We start from the raw sequence: 19,952 nt of genomic DNA, 5'->3' as shown, positions 1-19,952 counted from the left end.
ATCAAAGAGGTTGCAACTAATCATGAAAAACATCTTCAATTTATCGAAAGTTATTCCTTTTATCTGCATATCCCCATATATCATTACATCAATTATTGTTTCAATTCCACCAGCAAATGCTCAAAGTGCCGCTATAGGTCGCCAAGTATCAAAATCCTTAGCTCGCATCTGGGCTGAAAATTTCGCCGCTGGTGCTGGAAGAGAGGCGGGGCAATATATTGTTGTAGTAGCGACAGGGGCTGTACTATCAGGACAACAAGCCCAAAGATTTGTCAACTCAGGACAAACATATGTAAGACACGGTATAGTTTACTATTATGGACGACCATATAGAGTTTGTCAACACTTTCAAGGAAATACTCCAGTATCTTATGTTTATTACTGTTAGCTTGTCGGTTGGGTTGCATACCGTAATCCAACTTGATGATTATTTTCTATCTTGATTCGTTGGGTTTCATGAAATTATGATTAAAAATGTCATCATTTTGATTCTATTAGCTTTGGGAGGTGTGTTTTACCACCTCAATAGTGTAAATCAAAGAGCTTTGGAATGTGTTGCTTATGTACATGAAGGGGTTGATCTTACTGGAAGAGGAAAAAATAACTGTACCAATCCCGAACTTATTCCTTAATTTTCAGGGCGATCGCCTTTTTGTTTGTAGCAATGGCTTTAGTTTCATGTTATTCAACCCTACCTACATTTAAAAGCGATCGCCTTTTTGTTTGTAATCATGACTTCAATAACCCCTAAAAGCGTTACTATGAAAGGGGTGATCTCTTTTTGAGTGACAATCTCGCAGAGAAAAATTTTAAAATTATAAAACGGCAATATTAAGTTTTATGGAATTTAAACAATCTGTGTCCTTCGTTTTATCTGGATTATTGACTATCGCCAGCATAGCAAACACAACTTCAGCTATAGCTCAGGGTTCCAATTTTTTTCCTTCTTTTTTTGAATTATGTAATCGTTTACAGTCTCTTCCACAAGATCAAAAATACACTATAGAAATACTGCTACGAGAAGCAAAAACTGAAAATTGTCAAACAGCCTCAAATTATTTAACAAATCTTCAGAAGTTGTCTTTAGTTAATAATCAAATAGTAGATCTAACGCCTTTAGCTAATTTAACTAATCTTATCGAGTTGCGTTTACGTCAGAATCAAATAGTAAATGTAAATGCGTTAGCTAATTTAACTAACCTTACCCACTTAAATTTACAAACCAATCAAATAATAGACATAACCTCATTAGCTAATTTAACTAATCTTGAGGTATTGCTTTTATCAGACAATAAAATAAAAGATATAACTCCCTTAGCTAATTTTACTAATCTTAGGACTTTGTCTTTAATGGATAATCAAATAGTAGATGTAAGTCCTTTAGCTAACTTAAATAATCTTGAGGTATTGTTTTTATCAGACAATAAAATAAAAGATTTAACTCCTATATATAAGTTAGGTCTTCATGTGGATTTGTTAGGTGGAATTATTATCAACATCAGCCCTGAAGGAGTACCTGCTATCGATGGTGGTTATTCCTGTGAGTGTGATCGTTCTTCCTGTGTGTGCGATCGCCTTCAGCCCACGACTCCAACCCAACCCATCCCAGAGCTTAAAAAAAACTCTTATTGAGAAATATCCTCAACAAAATAGGGCTAATCCACGACAACCCTACTCAAAAATTACTTTGGCAAAATTTTGCCCCTGATACCCTATCCACTCCCCTAAGACTGCTCTCTTAGGTTTGGTGGGCAAAATGTATTCTAAGATACAGTCCTGCTGGCGAGCGAGTGGAAGGAACCACAAAGACACAAAGGACACAAAGATTGAGCGATCATAATGTAAGTTAAACTTATCACACAGAACCTAGAAGAGCCAACTCTTGAAATTTCAAACATTTAACACCGTACAAACAGGGAAAATTGGCCAAAAAAAACTCTCCCCAGAAAAGGGAGAGAGGGGGGTAAATATTTAAAAGCTTACCATTTGAGCAGATTAAACTGTTCCATATCAATCGTGTCGCGGTTACGATAGATAGTCAGGATAATCGCTAAACCCACGGCTGCTTCGGCTGCCGCTACGGTAATCACGAAAATAGTAAAAATTTGGCCTCGGATATTAGCGGGGTCAAGATAGTTGGAAAAACCCATTAAGTTAATGTTAACAGAATTGAGCATCAATTCGATCGACATTAAAACCCGGACAGCATTGCGACTGGTGACTAAACCATAAATTCCGATACAAAATAAAGCCGCCGCTAATAACAAATAATACTCTAACTGAATCTGCATGATACCTCTTTTTTTGGTCTTATTTAGGGGCGGTTAATTCTCTAGGTCGTTCGGGTAATGTTAAGGCTGTGGCCGTAGGTTCTTCAGCTTTTAGGGTAGGGATAAGGTCACGACGAGCTAAAATAATTGCTCCGACCATGGCCATTAATAATAGCACGGAAGCTAATTCAAAGGGTAGCAGGAAATCACTAAAGAAATGCTTACCGATTTCTACTAAAGTATTAGTTACCACTGCGGGAGAAGTGCTAGAAATTGACCAAGGTGTGATTAAAACCATGGTCGATAACAGCACAAATAAACCCACACAAACTAGAGCAGTAGATGCCTGACGAATCCAACGTTTAGGAATATCAGAAAAGTCCTCTTGCTTATTAACAAGCATAATAGCAAAGAGAATTAAAACGTTAATCGCACCCACATAAATTAGAATTTGTGCCGCCGCTACAAAGTCAGCATTTAGTAAGAGATATAAACCCGAAATGCTGATAAAAACACCACCCAATAAAAAGGCGGAATAAACGATATTAGATAATAGTACCACGCCTAAAGCTGTCCCGATTACTAGGGATGCTAAAATGCCAAAAGATACTATTTGAACGCCCTCGGCTAAATTCACAGTAGTTTCATCTCCTTTTATGTTTGAGAGTTATTAATTATTAGTTATCAGCTTCTGAAGGCAAGAGGTAACAGGCAAAAGACAGAATCTGGCAATTCTCCTACCTAAAAACCGTGACGGCTGATAGCTAACTGCTAATTAATCAGTAATTTCTTCCGGACGTTTACCGGCGCGTTGACTACCGGCGGGTAAATCGTGGGGTTCGATGACACCTTTAGGCAGATAACCTAATTCCCTCAGAGGTGTTACCATCGGGTCTTGGGTGACTTTGTAGGGTAAACGGCCTAGAGCGACGTTATCATAGTTTAATTCATGACGATCATAGGTCGCTAGTTCGTATTCTTCGGTCATCGATAGGCAATTAGTCGGACAGTATTCCACACAATTGCCACAGAAAATACAGACCCCAAAATCGATACTGTAGTGTTTGAGTTCTTTCTTTTTAATTTCCTTGTTAAAAGTCCAATCCACTACCGGTAAATTAATCGGACAAACTCGCACACAAACTTCACAAGCGATACATTTATCGAACTCAAAGTGAATTCTACCCCGATAACGTTCCGAGGGAATTAACTTTTCGTAGGGATACTGGACGGTAATCGGACGACGACGCATATGGTCGAAGGTAACGGATAAACCTTCGCCGATGTATTTCGCCGCTTGAATGCTACCTTTGGCGTAATCGCTGACTTGTTTGAGGATGTTAAACATGATGGTCAGAGGTATAGTAGGTTAACAGGGCAAAAACGGGAATTAACCGCCAAAAGCAAAGGGAAAAGCTAGTTTTAGGGCGGCAGTAAGTAGTAGGTTAACTAAAGATACCGGTAAAAGGAATTTCCAGCCTAAATCGAGTAATTGGTCAATGCGAACCCGGGGTACAGTCCAACGCAAGAGAATAGCGATGAAGATGAGAAAATAGGCTTTTAATACTGTCATCGTAATCCCGAGGGAAGCGGTGATAATTTGTAGCCAAGGATTGGTTTCACTCACTCCCAACCAGCCGGCCACAGCATTGACGGGGATAGGAAATTCCCAACCGCCAAGATAGAGGACGGCGAAAACTAGGGCCGACAGCACGAGGTTAACGTAGGAACCCACATAAAAGAGAGCGAATTTCATCCCCGCGTATTCGGTTTGATAACCGGCGACTAATTCCTCCTCCGCTTCTGGTAAATCGAAAGGCAGACGTTCACACTCAGCTAAAGCGGCAATCCAGAAAATCAGAAAACCCACCGGTTGGCGCCAGATATTCCAGCCTAAAATGCCATAACCGGATTGTTGTTCGACAATATCAATGGTACTGAGACTATTAGACATCATCGCGATCGCTAATACCGATAAAGCCAAGGGAATTTCATAACTAATCGATTGCGCCGCCGCCCGCAGGCCTCCCAGCAAGGAATACTTATTATTCGAGGCATAACCCGCCATTAATAAACCAATGGGGGCAATACTGGACAAGGAAATCCATAAAAAGATACCTACGTTTAGGTCAGTAATCAGCAGATTTTGACCGAAGGGGACGATGAGATAGGAGACAAACACCGGCATCACCACCAAAATTGGCCCAAAGAGGAATAACCAAGGGTCAGCCTTAGCGGGGACGACATCTTCTTTAAAGACTAATTTCAGACCGTCGGCGACTGGTTGTAAAACGCCTAAGGGTCCTGCGTATTCGGGCCCGATACGCTGTTGGACGGCGGCGGAAATTTTTCTTTCTAACCAGACGCAGACTAAAACCCCCACCGTGGCGGCAATAATCATCAGGAACATGGGTAAAGGCATCCAAATCGCTTTAGCCAGTCCTCCACTTAATCCCAAGTCTGTTAGGGATTTAATGAAACTTTCTTGTAAATCTATGCCTTGATTCATATTTGGCGATCGCTGTACTGTCGATAGTTCGGCATGGTTTGAAGATTTTTAAGCAAATCTTATAGCCTAGTATACAGTTAGTCGGTCTGAGGGTTATCAGTAAAGTGACAAAGGCTTCAACTCATTAGCAGCCAAGAGAGTCAAGCAATCTTGATTCCCCGTCCGAGAATAGCTATTAGTCAATAGTTAGCGACCGACAGCGCTAGGCACCTTCAGGGTGAAAGAAACTGAAGGAAATTCGGCGTTGCTGATTTGAGATATGAATCTTCTCTTGTGGGATTTTTAAAACCTAGACCCAAACTAACTTTTGGATGGGTGCAAGGTTGTCATTCATAGCTTAATTCAGCAACGCCGTCCCGATGAAAAAATTTTCACCCCCACAGATGAAAGAGGTTTCTTTCCCCACACCCTACATCCCACACCCTCTTTCCAGTCAGTGATCCCTGCTCCCTTGACTGTTGCCTTTTGCCTTCAGAAGCTGCTCACTGATTCTCAGCCTGATCAAGAAATAATCCGTCCCCAGAATCCCGTAAAAATTCGGGTTCCGTCTTTGAGAATATGAATTTCCACTTGATCCGATGCCCAATTAATCTGATCTTCCAGAGCGGGATTGAGGACGTGAATCCGTTGATTGCTAGAAGAAACGGGAGAATCGGGGGAATGAATAGCCAGGGATTCCACATAGGCCCCATCCACCAAAATATCTAACTGGGCCAATAATTCTTGGGAGTGGGGCGGTGCTTCGGTTGAGCGCAATTGTTCGATCGTAAATCCCGTGAAGGACATCACATTTAAGCCTTTTTCCTTAACATATTTAGCCAATTCTGTCAAGGCTTTTGCTTGCCAAAAAGGTTCACCCCCGGAGAAAGTTAGGCCGCTATTGCGGGGATTAGCCAAAATTTTGGCAGCTAGAGACTCAACAGTAATTAATTGATTGATCTCGAAGGACCAGGAAGCTGGATTAAAACAACCCCGACACTCGCGAGAACAACCCTGTACCCAGACCACGGCCCGACAACCGGGACCGTTAACGGCGGATTCATCCACATAGCCCATGATATTGAGATGATGGGCGGGAATTTGTGCTAATTGGGCAGCAATAATCAGACTCATCGCTTATAATCCTCGATCAATTCCTATCTTTTTCATGCTAGGGAAAAAAAGACAAAAATCGATCGCTCTTGCCATGATTTTTAACCTTTGACACACATCACCTGCTTGAGAGTGGCGACAATTTCCACTAGATCAGCCTGTTGATTCATCACCTGTTGGATCGGTTTATAAGCTCCCGGAATCTCATCAATAACTCCCTCATCCTTGCGGCATTCAACCCCTTGAGTTTGGGCGATTAAATCATCAAGAGTAAAAGTTTTTTTAGCCAGATTTCTCGACATCAAGCGCCCGGCCCCGTGGGAACAGGAACAGAAGCTATTATGTTCTCCTTTACCTTTAACAATATAAGATTGCGCTCCCATGGAACCGGGGATAATACCATAATCGGTTTCTCTGGCGCGGACGGCTCCTTTGCGGGTGACATAAACCTCCTCCCCAAAATGAATTTCTTTTTCGGCATAATTGTGATGACAATTAACCACTAAGAGGGGTTTAGTTGGTTTGCCTCCCGCTAGATGTTTTTCAACAATCCGTTTAAATCTAGCCATCATAATTTCCCGATTATAACGGGCATATTCCTGGGCCCATTGTAGATCGTGCCAGTAGGCGGTAAATTCTTCTGTACCGGCGACAAAGTAGGCCAGATCGAGGTCGGGTAATTTACCTTCTGCTAGTTTGGCTAACTCTTTGGCAGTATCAATATGACATTGGGCCAGTTGATTACCAATACCTCTAGAACCGGAATGGAGCATTAACCAAACTTGATTATCTGTATCTAAACAAATTTCGATAAAGTGATTACCACCCCCCAGAGAACCCATTTGTTTAAGGGCTTTTTTTTCTAGGTTTTGTACCCCTCGATGAATCTGTTTAAATTCCGCCCATTTTGGCCATTTAGTCACTTCCCTATCCACTTCCTTATTTTCCGCAAAACCGACGGGAATATTCGCCTCCACATCGAGGCGAATTTTTTTAAGTTTTCCCTGCAATTGTTCACCAGTAAAAGGCATTTTTAGGGCAGCCATGCCGCAACCGATATCGACTCCGACGGCGGCAGGAATTACGGCATCTTTGGTGGCAATCACCGAACCGACTAAAGCGCCTTTACCCAAGTGAACATCGGGCATTAAAGAAATGTGTTTATAAACAAAAGGTAGGGAAGCGACATTTTTGGCCATTTGGGTTTCTTGGGGTCCTAATTCATGCCCCGCCCAAGATAAAATCGGTGTCGGTGTGGAAATATCCAGAGTTTCGTAAGCCATAGTTTTTATGAAATAATCAGGTCAAAAGCCGATGTAACCAAGACAATAAGGCAATTTAGATTCTGCGATGAATTGAAGAAATTATTATCGGCGATTGTGTTTTAACACAGAGGATAAGCTGTTGACTGTCTAAATTACTCGTTCAGACTGCACCAGAGTTCTGAGCATTTGTACTAAAATTGTCAAGACGCAGTTTAAATGCAGTACAGCTTATTACCTATATTACATTATATACTACATTCGTGTTATCAACAAGTTCCCAGAAAGAGCAGGCATTGGGGAGCTTTTTGCTGTGATCGGTAAACAGTAAGCTGTTCAGCATCTAAATAGCGTATAACAGAAACAGTAACTTAGTCAAAAAATTCAATGATGAGCAATCTTACTGATTTACTCGCACTTCCATTTGGCAAACCTTTAGCTGAGATCGATGCCACAATCCTTGAGAGTTTTGGGGATAATTGTTACAAAATAAATGATCAGATTTATTTATTAACAATGAGTATTGACAATATTCCTGTATATAGAGGTCTTGCTTGGGTAGTTTCTGAGCGGGCAGCCGCCTGGATTTTTACAGGTCGTTGGTCTGATGATGAAATCAAACTGCCGCCACCAGATATTCTTTTACCAATGTTCACTATAAAAGATTATCAAAGTGTTTGTGAATTTGGCCAGCAAGTAGATCCGAAAAACTTTGTTAATGATCTTCCAGGGCCGCGAAGAGTAAAATTTAGCAACTACACTTACTATTATCGCATGGTAGAACCCCGTCAATCGGATGATCCTATTGGTATCGAGATCGATCGCCGACCAGAACAGTATAGGTATTGGGGAAATTCTCTAGTCATTATTAATAGTTGGCAAAGAACGATAACTAAAACCTTTCTTGACTTTCAACAATGTTCTCTTAACAATTTAAGAGGAGGGGGAGTCAATACTGGTAGTCATCTTATTCAGTTGAGAAGTTTTGGAAAGCCTGATAATTATCGGGAATCTATTTTATCTGTTTTTAATCCACCTACTCTATGCTATTTTGATTTGGGCTTAGAATTTGTGCCTTCTGTAGATATGCGTTTGGCCTACATCTACATCTATTTACAACCTAACTGTAGCAGTTTATTTTCCGAGGAAACCCGTTCTTCTACCTTTAGAGTTTTTTCTGGTGATCTTCTTTACGGAAATAGATTAATTAGTGCCTCTGAATTAGAGGATTTTCCTGGGTTAATTAACAGTTTTCAAGATAGCAGATTTAAACGATATGACACCGATACTTATATTCAAGAAATAAATGGAATACGCACAGGAAAAATTGTTTTTACTCATGATTACATAATCTTATATTAATAAGTAGGTGGGTGGAATTAAATATAAGATGAACGTAGGTTGGGTTGAAGCATGAAACCCAACGCCCGCTCATGTTAGGCTACCGCTAACCCATCCTACAAATAATTGTGCCTCCCTACTTAGCACGATCTTTCAGTTATTAATAAAGTAAAGTGGCTCTTCTGGTTTCTGTGTGGAAACGAGGTCTATACTGATACTTTCTTCCGCAAAATAGCCCTAAAAGTCTTGCCCGATAAGCATTTCACGATTCCATAAGCAAAAATTATCACACAAAGTCGAGAAGAGCCGTAAAGTGCGGTAAATTTCTGAACTCTGGTAATGATCTTGATGTCTGAGATTCATATTTTCTACTTAAAAGAGAGGAAGTGAGGGATTTCCACCACCACTCCAGGGAAACCAAGGAGAGCGAGCATGGAGTGGTAAGAACTAAGAGTTTGTCTCACTTCTGACTCCTTTCCTTCACCACTAACTCTTTGATCCCGAACTGACATTAGCAATACTACCAAAAAGGTTCGGATACCTACACTATCAAGAAAGCGGGGTTATTTTGCACTATAGAGATAACAAAGGAACTGATAGGGGTGGGTATCGCCTAAAAACCGAGTACAGTTCCGATTCTAGAAGTCACTATAATTTGTATCGGAGCAGCACAAAGATTATGGGAAAAGTAGTTGGAATTGACTTAGGGACGACTAACTCCTGCGTCGCGGTTATGGAAGGGGGTAAACCCACCGTTATCGCCAACGCCGAAGGATTTAGAACCACGCCCTCAGTCGTCGCCTACGCCAAAAGTGGCGATCGCCTAGTAGGACAAATCGCCAAACGTCAAGCGGTAATGAACCCGCAAAATACTTTTTATTCCGTCAAACGCTTCATCGGCAGGAAATTCAACGAAGTTACCAACGAAGCGACAGAAGTATCCTACAAAACTCTCCAAGACGGCAACGGCAACGTTAAATTAGACTGTCCCGCCCAGGGCAAACAATTCGCCCCCGAAGAAATTTCCGCCCAGGTACTGCGGAAACTGGTGGAAGATGCCAGTAAATACCTCGGCGAAACCGTTACCCAAGCAGTCATCACCGTACCCGCTTATTTTAATGACTCCCAACGTCAAGCCACCAAAGATGCCGGGAGAATTGCTGGGGTTGAAGTTCTCCGCATTATCAACGAACCCACCGCCGCCTCTCTTGCCTACGGATTAGACAAAAAAGCTAACGAAACCATTCTCGTTTTTGACTTGGGTGGGGGAACCTTTGACGTATCGGTTCTAGAAGTGGGTGATGGTGTCTTTGAAGTTCTCGCTACCTCTGGAGATACTCATCTCGGTGGTGATGACTTCGATAAAAAAATCGTTGATTATCTAGCCGGAGAATTCAAAAAAGTTGAAGGAATAGATCTCCGTCAAGATAAACAGGCCCTGCAACGTCTCACAGAAGCGGCAGAAAAAGCCAAAATTGAGCTTTCTAGCGTTACCCAAGCGGAAATTAACCTGCCCTTCATCACCGCTACCGCCGAAGGACCAAAACACCTAGATACTACTTTAACCAGAGCTAAATTTGAGGAAATTTGCGCCGATTTAATTGATCGCTGTCGGATTCCCGTCGAAAATGCCATCCGTGATGCCAAAATCGATAAATCTGCCCTCGATGAAGTGGTTCTCGTCGGTGGTTCAACCCGGATTCCCGCCGTTCAAGAATTAGTTAAAAAAGTTCTGGGCAAAGATCCTAACCAAAGCGTTAACCCCGATGAAGTGGTAGCCGTAGGTGCCGCTATTCAAGGTGGTGTCCTCGCTGGTGAAGTCAAAGATATTCTTCTGCTTGATGTTTCGCCCTTGTCTTTGGGTGTGGAAACCCTCGGCGGTGTGATGACGCGGATTATTACCCGCAACACCACTATTCCCACCAAAAAATCGGAAGTTTTCTCCACAGCAGTGGATGGACAAACTAACGTGGAAATCCACGTCCTGCAAGGGGAACGGGAAATGGCCAAAGATAACAAGAGTTTGGGAACTTTCCGACTCGATGGCATCCCTCCCGCTCCTCGTGGTGTGCCTCAAATCGAAGTGGTTTTCGACATCGATGCTAACGGTATTCTCAATGTCACCGCTAAGGATAAAGGTACAGGAAAAGAACAATCGATCAGCATCACCGGCGCTTCTACCTTGCCCCAAAATGAAGTGGAACGCATGGTAAATGAGGCAGAATCGAACGCCTCGGTGGATAAGGAACGTCGCGAACGCATTGAACGCAAAAATCAAGCTGATTCCCTGGTTTATCAAGCTGAGAAGCAGTTGGAAGAGTTAGGCGATAAGGTTCCTCCATCCGAGAAAAATAAAGCCCAGGGATTGATTAAGGATCTGGAAGAAGCGATCGCTCAAGACGATGATGGTAAGATCAAAACCATCCTACCGGAATTACAACAAGCCCTCTACGCGATCGGTAGCAGTATGTATCAGCAAGGAGCCCCTAGCAATCCCACCGGTGGCAATGATGACAATGGACCCTCTGGCGGTGCTGGTGGTGGCGATGATGTCATCGATGCGGAATTCTCCGACGCTAAATAAAAATTAAGTTCTTAGCTTCGGGAAGGACACAAGTTAACTTGTGTCCTTTTTTTGTTGCAGCTTTCTTACAGATAAGGTTGTTACTGAAAATTAGGACTAAACTTAAGTAGAGCATCTTGGAGAACTAAGATTAAGAAAATGGAAATTTACCAATTTAGCCAACGCCAGACAATTATTATGGCTATTCTAGTCCTCTATCTCGGTAAGTATTTAACCAAAAATATCAAATTTCTGCGAGATTATAACATTCCTGATGCCGTTGCTGGTGGTGTCTTAGCTTCCTTATTTTTCGGTCTATTTTTTGCTGTTTTTAAATGGCAAATTGAATTTACCCTTAATGTTCGGGATGCCCTGTTAATCGTTTTTTTTACTACTATCGGACTGTCCTCAAAACTAAAAACCCTGCTGCAAGGGGGTAAACCCTTGCTAATTTTATTAATAACCGCCGTGGTTTATCTCATTCTACAAAATTTAGCCGGGTTAGGAGTGGCAAAAGTGATGGGATTGGATTTACCCATCGGTTTGATTGCTGGTTCCGTTTCTTTGAGTGGGGGTCACGGGACTGCCATTGCTTGGGCTCCTATTTTTCGTGATAATTATGGCATCGTCAAAGCATCAGAAATCGGTGTAGCTAGTGCTACTTTTGGGCTAGTTTTAGGGGGAATTATTGGCGGACCGGTGGCTCGATGGTTAATTACGAGAAATCGACTGCGAGCCAATAATCAAGATCAAGATTTAACGGTGGGAATTAAACAAACCCAGAGGAATGTTAATATCGATTACAATACGATGCTCCATTCGATCTTGGTGATTGGTTTAACTATCGGTTTGGGTATTCAGATTAACTACTGGGTAACTCCCCTCGGTTTAAAATTGCCAGATTTTGTCACCTGTTTATTGGCAGGAATTATCCTGACTAATACCGTACCTTTGCTATTGAAACGCTTTCCTTGGCCTGCTAATACGCCCTCTTTAGCCTTAATTTCTGATGTTAGTCTCGGTTTGTTCCTATCTATGTCCTTGATGAGTTTACAATTATGGACATTGATCGATTTGGCTGGACCGATTGCTATCCTGTTATTAGTGCAGTTCTCACTCAGTATTATTTATACTGTTTTACTGGTCTTTCCCTTAATGGGAAAAAACTATCATGCTTCAGTAGTTTGCGCCGGTTATTTGGGTTTAACTCTAGGGGCAACTCCCACAGCTATCGCCAATATGACAGCAGTAACGGAAAATTTTGGGGCTTCTCCCCAGGCATTTATTATTGTTCCTTTGGTGGGGGCATTTTTTATTGATTTGTTTAATGCTTTTATCATCCAGCAATTTTTGAATTTTCTGACTTAAAAATTTTTACCGATCAAGTGATCATTGAGGAAAGTTCACTAATCTTGTCCGTCAAGATTGGCCAAAGCTTGCGGTAAAATCGGAATAATACCAAATCCGTTTTTAATAATATGATTAACTGCCAATCAAACTTTAAAAACCCAGTTATGGACTGTTTCTCCCTGTCCCAGCGCTCCCCGTTTCCACAAGGACACAAGTTAACTTGTGTCCCTTTTCAGGCTCAAAATCAGAAATTAGGCTAATCCGACTAATTTAGCGCTGTATTCCCACATTTTTGCGCCTCTTTCATCGTCGCGAGCTTGAGGAGAAACCCTTTGTACAAAGGATTTACCCTCTTTTTTCTGACGGTTGCCCCAACTCCAGTAAGCACCGGATTGACGGTATTCGGGGTCAGCCACCACCATGGCCACTCTTTCCCCGGCTAATTCTTGGGAAACATAGCCACCGGTGATATTTTTCTGGAACCAGGGGAAAAACTGCTGGAAAAAGGGGTAATGATTGCGGAAAAGGGGTGTATCGGCCACACAACCCGGATAGAGGGAAGTAAAAGTGATTCCGGTGGATTCGTGATAGCGTTTGTGCAGTTCCCGCATGGTGAGAACATTACAAACCTTACTATCTTTATAGGCCTTGACCGATTCAAATTTTTTACCGTCGGCCATAGTAATCGGCTCTTTGAAACCCTTGGCAAACCCGTCTAAATCGCCCAAATCGGGACGAGGAGGAATTTTGCCGCCTAATTCATCGGGATTATGGGTGACAGTGCCGAGAATGACTAAACGCCGGTCGGGAGAGGGGGAATTTTTTAGATCTTCCAAGAGCAAATTCGAGAGCAGGAAATGACCTAAATGATTGGTGGCCATGCTCAATTCATAACCTTCGGGACTTCTTAAGGGTTCTTTGAGCAAAGGCAGATAGATAGCGGCATTGCAGACTAAAGCGGTTAGAGATCTGCCCAAGGCCCGGAAATTTTTAACGAAGCGCCGGACGCTATCAAGGGAACCGAGGTCGATAAATTCAATACAGTAGTTATCCCGGGGAATGTTTAATTCCTTGGCCGCCTGTTCCATTTTCGGGATATCCCGACAGGCCATAACCACAAACCAACCTCTTTGAGCAAGGGATTTAGCGGCGTAGAGACCGACTCCAGAAGTTGTCCCAGTAATGATCACCGTGGGTTTTTGATCTTGTACCATTGTTTGATAGTTTTCGTTAATCGCTCTGGTCTAGGGAATATCCAAGGGATTCCGATCATAAATTTTATCGGTTGTCTTACCTGACCCCAGGGTTCCCTTTACATAACTTCAAATTTTCGTGAGTGTTCACTTATCAGTAATCAGTAATCAGTGATCAGTTATCAGTGATCAGACTTGAGTTTTAAGTTTACCGATCTTCCCACTCCCCACTTCCCCACCTCCCCAATTAACGAATGGGTTTAGCTAAATCACCGATTTTGAAACCATTACCGGTAATGATGCGACCGACGCTAGATTGACCATCAGCTTCGACAATTTCGAGAGTGCCAATCGGTTGAGTAATCTGACGGATAACCTTACCCGTTTGGGGATCCTTGACCGTTTGAGTCGTCCTTTCGATGGAAATGCGTAAACCAACACGATAACCCTCTCCCGTACCTTTATTGAGAATTACCTGATTTCCCGCCACGGCAGCCACTAAAGCGGTGACAGTCGGGAGCGAGCGGGGTGTAGCGGCGATTTGGTCGGCTTTATTGTTGAGATTATCCACCACCTGCGCTACTGCCTTATCGGTGGCAATACTGAGTAATTTCCCTTCGTTGGAGGTTTGGGAACCACCCCCAACCCCTAAAACCACGGTTGAACCATCGGATTGATTGGCACTACCATCTCCCTGAGCGGTGGTAATAATTTCGGCCGTGGTGGTATTAATTGCTCGGACATTCAACTTGACAAAAGCATCGGTTTCTGTCTTGGCGGTGCTAAAAATAATAAACGAGCCACCGGATTGTTTTTTTTGTAAATCGAATTGGGTAATCGAACCGATAATCACCACGTCCACCCCCAAAATTTGCCCGATTTGAGCGGCGGTAGCGGCATCTACCCGTCCCGAAGCCCCAAAATTTTGTTCTCTGAGGACAGCATCAATGCGACTGCGCTCAATGACTGTATAGCGACCACTTTCCACCAATCTATTGACGAGAATATCACTGACACCACTGGCTCCACCATTGAGAAATGTTAACCACTGGGGATTACTGAGACCGCTATAATCGAAGTCTAAAACCGCTACGCGCACCTTTTCGCTTTTTTGGGCTAAGAGTAATGGTAAATTGTTAGAGGTAGCTTGGGAGAAAGCCGGTGCGTTGAAGCTAAAACCCAAACTAGAAGCGACTCCCACAAGGGTAATCAGGGCAGAAAAACCACGGATACTATCTCGATCGAACATGATAAGGGGTTCTCCAGTCAAATAGAATATAGATCATAATCATCTCAGAATTACTCTAACTATCGAGAGTGATCAAGAGCGAGAATTTTGAATGGCAGTAATTAAACCTCTTACTTCCTCGGTTCCCTCGGAAGCTTCAAAGGAAGTGGGAAATTTACCCTTAGCAATCATCCGCAATCCCAAGGGGGCAATACTTAATAAACCCTGTAAATCGCGCCAATAATTGCCCAGCACATAGAGGCCGAATTGGCGTTCATCCACCCATCCCCCTGCTTTGACTAATTCCACTAAAACTTTCCGGTGACGAATGGGACGACTACTATCGGCCGACTTGCGAGCGAGTATTTCCTGTTTAATTTTACCGATCTGATCCATAGGAGCCACTTCCATAGGACAAACCGCATTACAGAAATAGCAACGAGTACAACCCCAAACCCCTGCGGTGCCTTGGTTATAAAGTTCTAGGCGACTTTCCTGATTACCATCGCGGGAATCTGCTAGGGTGCGCTGCGCTTTTGCTAAAGCATGGGGCCCGACAAAATCGGGATTCACTTGCTTGGCATTACATTCCGAATAACAGGCGCCGCACATAATGCAGTTACCCATCTGATTGAGATTGGCTCTTTCTTCGGGAGTTTGCAGAAATTCTCGTTCGGGAATGGTGCGTGCTTGACTACTAATATAAGGTTCAACCTTTTCTAAATCGTCCCAAAACGGTTGCATATTGACGATTAAATCCCGGATAATCGGTAAATTCCCCAGGGGTGCGATCGTGATTTCGGGAATTTCTCCGGCATCTTTTTGGCTACAATGGTTTAATTCACTGGCGATATTTTTTTGACAAGCCAAGGCCGAACGGCCGTTAATTTTCATCGCACAGCTGCCACAAATTGTATTGCGGCAATTTTTGCGAAAGGCCAAAGTTCCATCAAGTTCCCATTTGATGCGATTAAGGCAGTCGAGAATTGTATTTCCCGCCTCCACCTCTAGGGTAAAATTTTCTAGGTAAGGGGTGTCGTTGGGTCGTTGACGCAGAATTTTAAAATAAACTTCCATACTCGGCACGGGGGTGAGGGACTCCTAATACTCAGGATAATCGATGTTAACGGGCCAAAGGGGAGCTAGTAATGGTAATTAATCCTTAAGATTTTCCCCGGTCGGTTGAGCCAAGGGGTGGGTATCTAGACCTAATCATAGATGGGGAAGTCGATCGAAAACAGTTTAATCCCCCCGGATTTACTGCTCTGGGTCATTAGTTTTTTGCCAACTCCAACCACAAGTATAGTTTCTCAATTCCTTGCTAGGTATAGCTTAAACGGTTTTATGTCCTCACTTTCTCCTTCCTGTTTTCCTCGCACCCGACCAAAAATTGCCAGAGTCTTGGCCAAAAATTTCCTCTCCCCCACAAGGTTTACACTTACTACCTAGTCTGGGGTCTTCTTAGCACGATTGTCATCACCGAACCATCAGTTTTAAAAAATTTATTATTCCCCTCTAGACATTTTTGGCAAGATTTTTGGTATGATCAATTTGTCAGTGTAAACTTAATTGACAGTCAGTCAAAAATCAAGGGACATTAAAAAGTACCATGAGTGATATCTCTCCTACTCCCCTAACCGGGAAAGCTCTACTACAAAAAGTCAAAGAGTTATCCCACTTACCCCGTCGCGAAACAGCAAAACGTTGTGGTTACTACTCTCAAAGTAAAGATGGCCAAGTTCGGGTCAATTTAACCGACTTTTACGATGCTGTTTTAGGTGCAAAAGGGGTTCCTCTCGATCCCGAAGGGACTAAAGATGGCCGCGGCCGCGAACCCACTTTCCGGGTTAGTGTCCACAAAAATGGTCAAATCGTCATCGGTTCCACCTATACCGAACAAATGAACTTGCAGCCCGGCGATGAGTTTGAAATCAAACTTGGCTACAAGCACATCCACCTCAAACAAACGGAATCAGAAGAATCGGTAGAAGCTTAAATAGGTTACGGAGTAGGGATAAGGACAAAAAAAATCGGCAGTCAAAAGGGCTAGTTTTGACAAGACCGACCAAAAAGACAATATAGATTCTTACCCCTAATTCTAACCCCTGACCGCCTCTTTTATCAACTTGAGGGGTTTTCCTTAAGCACTTTTTCTTCTTTTTCGCAACCCCCTAGGGATGGATTTTTGTTGGAGCTAGGCTTTACCAGAGCAAAGTTCCACAGTTATCCTATGCCTAGGGGGTTGGTTTTATGGGTGTTAGGAGACAGGAGACTCCGAGTTAGTATTCAGGAGATTATTTTTGTTTATTCTTCCCACACCCCACACCCTACACCCCACACCCCACACCCTACACCCCACACCCCACACCCCTAATTGACAATGGAGATTGCCGCCTTAATAAAAATTATTATTTTCCTGTTAGCCTGGTTAATTCTCTGGCTGCCCATTGCCATGGTTTTAGGGAGTCGTTTGGGATGGCAACCGCTGCAAGGGACAAAACCTGACCAAAAATTGCCCCTAGTGGCCTCTCTTTACGCCTTGGCTCCCTTAGTTATCTGGGGATTATTAAAGATAGAGGGGAGCAGCCTCCATAATTACGGATTAATTTGGTCATTTTCCCTATTTATCTCCCTAGCTAAAGGATTAATCCTGGCAGTGGTGGGATTAGGGATAATTTTTTTCCTAGAGGGGATTTTGACCTGGGTACATTGGCAGCCAAAAAATCTAACTCGTGCTTTTTCCTTGAGTTTACCCCTGTTGATAGTGGCCCTCTGGGTGGGTATTACCGAGGAATTAATCTTTCGGGGCATCTTTTTGAGCCAATTAAGCCAAGAATACGGTTTTTGGGTGGCGGGAGCCATTTCTAGCCTAATTTTTGCCCTGCTGCATCTGCTTTGGGAACGTCAGCAAACACTGCCGCAACTACCCGGTTTATTTCTGATGGGCATGGTTCTGGTCTGGGCGCGGGCGATCGATCATGGTAGTTTAGGATTAGCTTGGGGACTTCATAGCGGTTGGGTGTGGGGATTAGCGTTGCTAGACAGTGCCGAATTGATGTCTTACAGCGATTCTGGGTTAGCTTGGATTAAAGGTATCTATAACCAACCTTTAGCGGGTTTAGCCGGCATTCTTTGCCTCTTGGGGACAGCTTGGGGGTTAAACCTGCTTCAGTAGCCAAAAGCCGGTAAAAGTGCGACCAGAATCATCCGGTTGTATGAGGAGAAAGTGCAAACCTTGGCTTTGCTCTTTAGTTGCCTGATAAACATTGGCTGCCAGGGCCACTTCTTCATCCTCGTAGGTCAGAAAAATCCAACGCTCATTTAGACCCGATTCCAAGACCAAACCGCCCGATCGCCCCGTTTCTGTGGGAATATGATCGATAAATACCGGGTTAATTTCCTCCAACCAACGAGCGATGGCAAGAGATTTTTTACCACCGGTAATAACCACACCGGGGATCATTAAAGTGGAGGCTAAACCTAATTTTAAAGGAGAAAAGGCCTCTGGTAGGGAAAGAATCGGTATTCGGCGATCGCCAAAAAAGTTAACTAAATCAACGGCGGGAAAACGAGCAAAACGCCACTCTTGACCTAAAAATTGCTCCGGTAGGGGTTGCGGTGGAGGAGAGTCGATATTGATGGGGATTTGTCGCAATTCTAGCTGTTTTTTCAGGGCTTTAACGTGACGGGTTAACTCAATTTTGATCTGTAAATTTTGACCAGCGAGGAGAAATAAATTGGCGCATTGGGGGCGAAAAACTTGGATAATTTCCGGAGGGGAGACTTGACAAGCTTGCTGTAACTGTTGGGTTAACCAGTCGCTATTAGCTTGGGATTGGGGACAGGAATTTTCATAGATAAGATGACCGAGAGAATCTAAAATTAACAATTGCCAGACTGTCTCAAGAGGAGAAGAAGATGAAGATTTATAAAAATCCGCTTGCCAAATAGTCATAATTGAGTAAAAAGCCACCAGTAAAAAGTCAAAAAATGGTCAGGAGTAGAGGTCAACTAAAAATTTTACCTTACCAAGACTTTAAGAATAAACCTCTTGCATATAGCGGTAAGCGCTTGAGTGAGATACAGACCAAGCTTTGCCTAGCATGGTTTATAGCTCGTGATACTGTACCTCATACGACTGCACACCGCTATAATTAATTTTTGAAGGTTTAAAAACGGCAAAAATAAGGATTAAATTGCCTAAAATTTGTAAATAAACCATTTAATTGATTATTATTTATACTAAATCCGTTGAGCAACGCACAGAAAACGGGTTTCTCCGAGAAACCCGTTTTCTGCTGATGCACTCATGCAAAAAAGGGAATAAATAATCAGTCTTTAATAACCAGATTCAGTATTATTCTTAATTCTCCTGACTACTGAAGACCGGCTACTGACGACCGGCTACTGACTCCTAACCCTAACAACAATTTTTGATTTTTACAAGAGGTCTAATCTAGGAGCGAGACAAAAAAGGCTATATACTAGGGAAAGCTATAGCAAAAAATGTCAAGACAATGGAAGAAAATTGGCTAGAAATTGGGACAATAGTAGCACCCCAGGGACTGGAGGGAGAATTGCGAGTTTTATCGGTATCAGATTTTCCCGAACGTTTTCAGAAGCAAGGGATAAGGGGAATACAAGGACCCCAGGGGGGAGAAATCCGAGAAATTACTCTGCTCAGGGGACGTGGGCTACCGGGCAAAAATGTTTATGTTATCAAGTTAGAGGGGGTTGAAAATCGGGAACAAGCCGAAGCTTTGCGCGGATATAAATTATGGGCGAATAAACTAGAAAAACCTCGCCTAAAAGCGGATGAATATCATGTTAGTGAGCTAGTAAACTTGGAGGTTTATCATCACCTGACAGGAGAAAAAATCGGGGTTGTGGTAGATATTTTGTGGGCGGGTAATGACATTTTAGCAGTGCAACTAGAAGCAAATCTCGCCTCCGTCAAGAAAAAAAGTCCATCCTCCGACTCAGGGGCCCAGGCCCTGGTCCCCTTCGTCAAAGAAATTGTTCCACTGGTAGATCTGAAAGCGGCACGCATCGAGATCTCGCCACCACCGGGGTTATTGGAGATCAATTTATCCTAGGCTGATTCTTGATGGTGGATTTCGACAAAGATAAGGTAACACTGGAAC

Annotated in this window: 20 protein-coding genes; 10 read left to right on the top strand and 10 right to left on the bottom strand. The window is 43.0% G+C overall.

What is annotated here, in order from left to right; genetic code table 11:
• Positions 1 to 22 precede the first annotated feature (22 nt).
• From IM485_RS03870 to IM485_RS03860, 3 genes are all read left to right on the top strand, one after another.
• Positions 23 to 388, top strand: a complete 366-nt coding sequence (locus IM485_RS03870) for a hypothetical protein (RefSeq protein ID WP_271950972.1) — start codon at positions 23 to 25, stop codon at positions 386 to 388.
• A gap of 76 nt (positions 389 to 464) precedes the next feature.
• The gene (locus tag IM485_RS03865) at positions 465 to 632 is read left to right on the top strand and encodes a hypothetical protein (protein ID WP_002732982.1); all 168 of its coding nucleotides are present in this window, start codon (positions 465 to 467) and stop codon (positions 630 to 632) included.
• A gap of 208 nt (positions 633 to 840) precedes the next feature.
• Positions 841 to 1,632, top strand: coding sequence for a leucine-rich repeat domain-containing protein (locus IM485_RS03860; protein WP_002731658.1), 792 nt, complete (start codon positions 841 to 843; stop codon positions 1,630 to 1,632).
• A 347-nt stretch (positions 1,633 to 1,979) separates the two neighbouring features.
• Here the strand turns inward: IM485_RS03860 and nuoK are convergent, their stop codons facing one another.
• The 6 genes from nuoK to IM485_RS03830 all read right to left on the bottom strand — a co-directional run bounded on the left by nuoK (position 1,980) and on the right by IM485_RS03830 (position 7,154).
• Positions 1,980 to 2,285 (bottom strand): NADH-quinone oxidoreductase subunit NuoK, encoded by a 306-nt coding sequence (gene nuoK, locus IM485_RS03855; RefSeq protein WP_197533180.1) that lies wholly within the window; start codon positions 2,283 to 2,285, stop codon positions 1,980 to 1,982.
• Between the two features lie 25 nt (positions 2,286 to 2,310).
• Positions 2,311 to 2,907 (bottom strand): NADH-quinone oxidoreductase subunit J, encoded by a 597-nt coding sequence (locus IM485_RS03850; RefSeq protein WP_271988701.1) that lies wholly within the window; start codon positions 2,905 to 2,907, stop codon positions 2,311 to 2,313.
• A 138-nt stretch (positions 2,908 to 3,045) separates the two neighbouring features.
• A complete protein-coding gene (ndhI, locus tag IM485_RS03845) occupies positions 3,046 to 3,618 on the bottom strand; it encodes an NAD(P)H-quinone oxidoreductase subunit I (RefSeq protein ID WP_002733194.1) in 573 nt (190 codons plus the stop codon).
• A 42-nt stretch (positions 3,619 to 3,660) separates the two neighbouring features.
• Positions 3,661 to 4,779: an NADH-quinone oxidoreductase subunit NuoH gene (gene nuoH, locus IM485_RS03840; protein ID WP_002780019.1), complete on the bottom strand. Its 1,119-nt coding sequence runs from the start codon at positions 4,777 to 4,779 to the stop codon at positions 3,661 to 3,663.
• A 501-nt stretch (positions 4,780 to 5,280) separates the two neighbouring features.
• A complete protein-coding gene (locus tag IM485_RS03835) occupies positions 5,281 to 5,892 on the bottom strand; it encodes a 4Fe-4S single cluster domain-containing protein (protein ID WP_287741426.1) in 612 nt (203 codons plus the stop codon).
• An 80-nt stretch (positions 5,893 to 5,972) separates the two neighbouring features.
• The gene (locus IM485_RS03830) at positions 5,973 to 7,154 is read right to left on the bottom strand and encodes an RtcB family protein (RefSeq protein WP_287741424.1); all 1,182 of its coding nucleotides are present in this window, start codon (positions 7,152 to 7,154) and stop codon (positions 5,973 to 5,975) included.
• A 369-nt stretch (positions 7,155 to 7,523) separates the two neighbouring features.
• Here IM485_RS03830 and IM485_RS03825 point away from each other — a divergent pair, with 369 nt between their 5' ends.
• The 3 genes from IM485_RS03825 (at position 7,524) to gltS (ending at position 12,405) form a co-directional block, all read left to right on the top strand.
• Entirely contained in the window at positions 7,524 to 8,495 is a 972-nt protein-coding gene (locus tag IM485_RS03825) for a hypothetical protein (RefSeq protein WP_104396034.1), read from the top strand.
• Between the two features lie 658 nt (positions 8,496 to 9,153).
• Positions 9,154 to 11,058 (top strand): molecular chaperone DnaK, encoded by a 1,905-nt coding sequence (gene dnaK, locus IM485_RS03820; RefSeq protein WP_104396035.1) that lies wholly within the window; start codon positions 9,154 to 9,156, stop codon positions 11,056 to 11,058.
• A 138-nt stretch (positions 11,059 to 11,196) separates the two neighbouring features.
• Positions 11,197 to 12,405, top strand: a complete 1,209-nt coding sequence (gene gltS, locus IM485_RS03815; protein WP_104396036.1) for a sodium/glutamate symporter — start codon at positions 11,197 to 11,199, stop codon at positions 12,403 to 12,405.
• A 233-nt stretch (positions 12,406 to 12,638) separates the two neighbouring features.
• On the opposite strand, the gene IM485_RS03810 is transcribed toward gltS, so the two are convergent.
• From IM485_RS03810 to IM485_RS03800, 3 genes are all read right to left on the bottom strand, one after another.
• Positions 12,639 to 13,601 (bottom strand): protochlorophyllide reductase, encoded by a 963-nt coding sequence (locus IM485_RS03810; RefSeq protein WP_104396037.1) that lies wholly within the window; start codon positions 13,599 to 13,601, stop codon positions 12,639 to 12,641.
• Between the two features lie 226 nt (positions 13,602 to 13,827).
• On the bottom strand, positions 13,828 to 14,829 hold the full coding sequence (locus IM485_RS03805) for a CsgG/HfaB family protein (protein WP_104396038.1): 1,002 nt from the start codon (positions 14,827 to 14,829) through the stop codon (positions 13,828 to 13,830).
• A 72-nt stretch (positions 14,830 to 14,901) separates the two neighbouring features.
• A complete protein-coding gene (locus IM485_RS03800) occupies positions 14,902 to 15,885 on the bottom strand; it encodes a succinate dehydrogenase/fumarate reductase iron-sulfur subunit (RefSeq protein WP_287741419.1) in 984 nt (327 codons plus the stop codon).
• Positions 15,886 to 16,417: 532 nt separating this feature from the next.
• Here IM485_RS03800 and IM485_RS03795 point away from each other — a divergent pair.
• The 3 genes from IM485_RS03795 (at position 16,418) to IM485_RS03785 (ending at position 17,983) form a co-directional block, all read left to right on the top strand.
• Positions 16,418 to 16,804, top strand: coding sequence for an AbrB family transcriptional regulator (locus tag IM485_RS03795; protein ID WP_002765913.1), 387 nt, complete (start codon positions 16,418 to 16,420; stop codon positions 16,802 to 16,804).
• A 234-nt stretch (positions 16,805 to 17,038) separates the two neighbouring features.
• Positions 17,039 to 17,182 carry a hypothetical protein gene (locus IM485_RS03790; RefSeq protein WP_287741416.1) on the top strand — a complete coding sequence of 48 codons (144 nt, stop codon included), beginning with the start codon at positions 17,039 to 17,041 and terminating at the stop codon, positions 17,180 to 17,182.
• 6 nt (positions 17,183 to 17,188) lie between these two features.
• Entirely contained in the window at positions 17,189 to 17,983 is a 795-nt protein-coding gene (locus tag IM485_RS03785) for a CPBP family intramembrane glutamic endopeptidase (RefSeq protein WP_104396040.1), read from the top strand.
• Here IM485_RS03785 and IM485_RS03780 read toward each other — a convergent pair.
• Positions 17,966 to 18,763 (bottom strand): Tab2/Atab2 family RNA-binding protein, encoded by a 798-nt coding sequence (locus tag IM485_RS03780; protein WP_194017759.1) that lies wholly within the window; start codon positions 18,761 to 18,763, stop codon positions 17,966 to 17,968. The genes IM485_RS03785 and IM485_RS03780 overlap by 18 nt on opposite strands.
• A 562-nt stretch (positions 18,764 to 19,325) precedes the next feature.
• On the opposite strand from IM485_RS03780, the gene rimM reads away from it, so the two are divergent.
• Positions 19,326 to 19,904: a ribosome maturation factor RimM gene (gene rimM / locus IM485_RS03775; RefSeq protein WP_287741407.1), complete on the top strand. Its 579-nt coding sequence runs from the start codon at positions 19,326 to 19,328 to the stop codon at positions 19,902 to 19,904.
• Positions 19,905 to 19,952 lie beyond the last annotated feature (48 nt).

Source organism: Microcystis sp. M169S2 (assembly GCF_020245865.1).
In the GTDB taxonomy this organism is placed as follows: Bacteria; Cyanobacteriota; Cyanobacteriia; order Cyanobacteriales; family Microcystaceae; genus Microcystis; species Microcystis ichthyoblabe_A.
This window is presented reverse-complemented; position numbering and strand designations above follow the sequence as displayed.

Excerpts from the sequence above, each read along its gene's own strand:
- IM485_RS03870 (WP_271950972.1), top strand. The coding sequence starts at position 23 with ATGAAAAACATCTTCAATTTATCGAAAGTTATTCCTTTTATCTGCATA.
- IM485_RS03865 (WP_002732982.1), top strand. The coding sequence starts at position 465 with ATGATTAAAAATGTCATCATTTTGATTCTATTAGCTTTGGGAGGTGTG.
- IM485_RS03860 (WP_002731658.1), top strand. The coding sequence starts at position 841 with ATGGAATTTAAACAATCTGTGTCCTTCGTTTTATCTGGATTATTGACT.
- ndhI (WP_002733194.1), bottom strand. The coding sequence starts at position 3,618 with ATGTTTAACATCCTCAAACAAGTCAGCGATTACGCCAAAGGTAGCATT.
- nuoH (WP_002780019.1), bottom strand. The coding sequence starts at position 4,779 with ATGAATCAAGGCATAGATTTACAAGAAAGTTTCATTAAATCCCTAACA.
- IM485_RS03835 (WP_287741426.1), bottom strand. The coding sequence starts at position 5,892 with ATGAGTCTGATTATTGCTGCCCAATTAGCACAAATTCCCGCCCATCAT.
- IM485_RS03830 (WP_287741424.1), bottom strand. The coding sequence starts at position 7,154 with ATGGCTTACGAAACTCTGGATATTTCCACACCGACACCGATTTTATCT.
- IM485_RS03825 (WP_104396034.1), top strand. The coding sequence starts at position 7,524 with ATGAGCAATCTTACTGATTTACTCGCACTTCCATTTGGCAAACCTTTA.
- dnaK (WP_104396035.1), top strand. The coding sequence starts at position 9,154 with ATGGGAAAAGTAGTTGGAATTGACTTAGGGACGACTAACTCCTGCGTC.
- gltS (WP_104396036.1), top strand. The coding sequence starts at position 11,197 with ATGGAAATTTACCAATTTAGCCAACGCCAGACAATTATTATGGCTATT.
- IM485_RS03810 (WP_104396037.1), bottom strand. The coding sequence starts at position 13,601 with ATGGTACAAGATCAAAAACCCACGGTGATCATTACTGGGACAACTTCT.
- IM485_RS03805 (WP_104396038.1), bottom strand. The coding sequence starts at position 14,829 with ATGTTCGATCGAGATAGTATCCGTGGTTTTTCTGCCCTGATTACCCTT.
- IM485_RS03800 (WP_287741419.1), bottom strand. The coding sequence starts at position 15,885 with ATGGAAGTTTATTTTAAAATTCTGCGTCAACGACCCAACGACACCCCT.
- IM485_RS03795 (WP_002765913.1), top strand. The coding sequence starts at position 16,418 with ATGAGTGATATCTCTCCTACTCCCCTAACCGGGAAAGCTCTACTACAA.
- IM485_RS03790 (WP_287741416.1), top strand. The coding sequence starts at position 17,039 with ATGCCTAGGGGGTTGGTTTTATGGGTGTTAGGAGACAGGAGACTCCGA.
- IM485_RS03785 (WP_104396040.1), top strand. The coding sequence starts at position 17,189 with ATGGAGATTGCCGCCTTAATAAAAATTATTATTTTCCTGTTAGCCTGG.
- IM485_RS03780 (WP_194017759.1), bottom strand. The coding sequence starts at position 18,763 with ATGACTATTTGGCAAGCGGATTTTTATAAATCTTCATCTTCTTCTCCT.
- rimM (WP_287741407.1), top strand. The coding sequence starts at position 19,326 with ATGGAAGAAAATTGGCTAGAAATTGGGACAATAGTAGCACCCCAGGGA.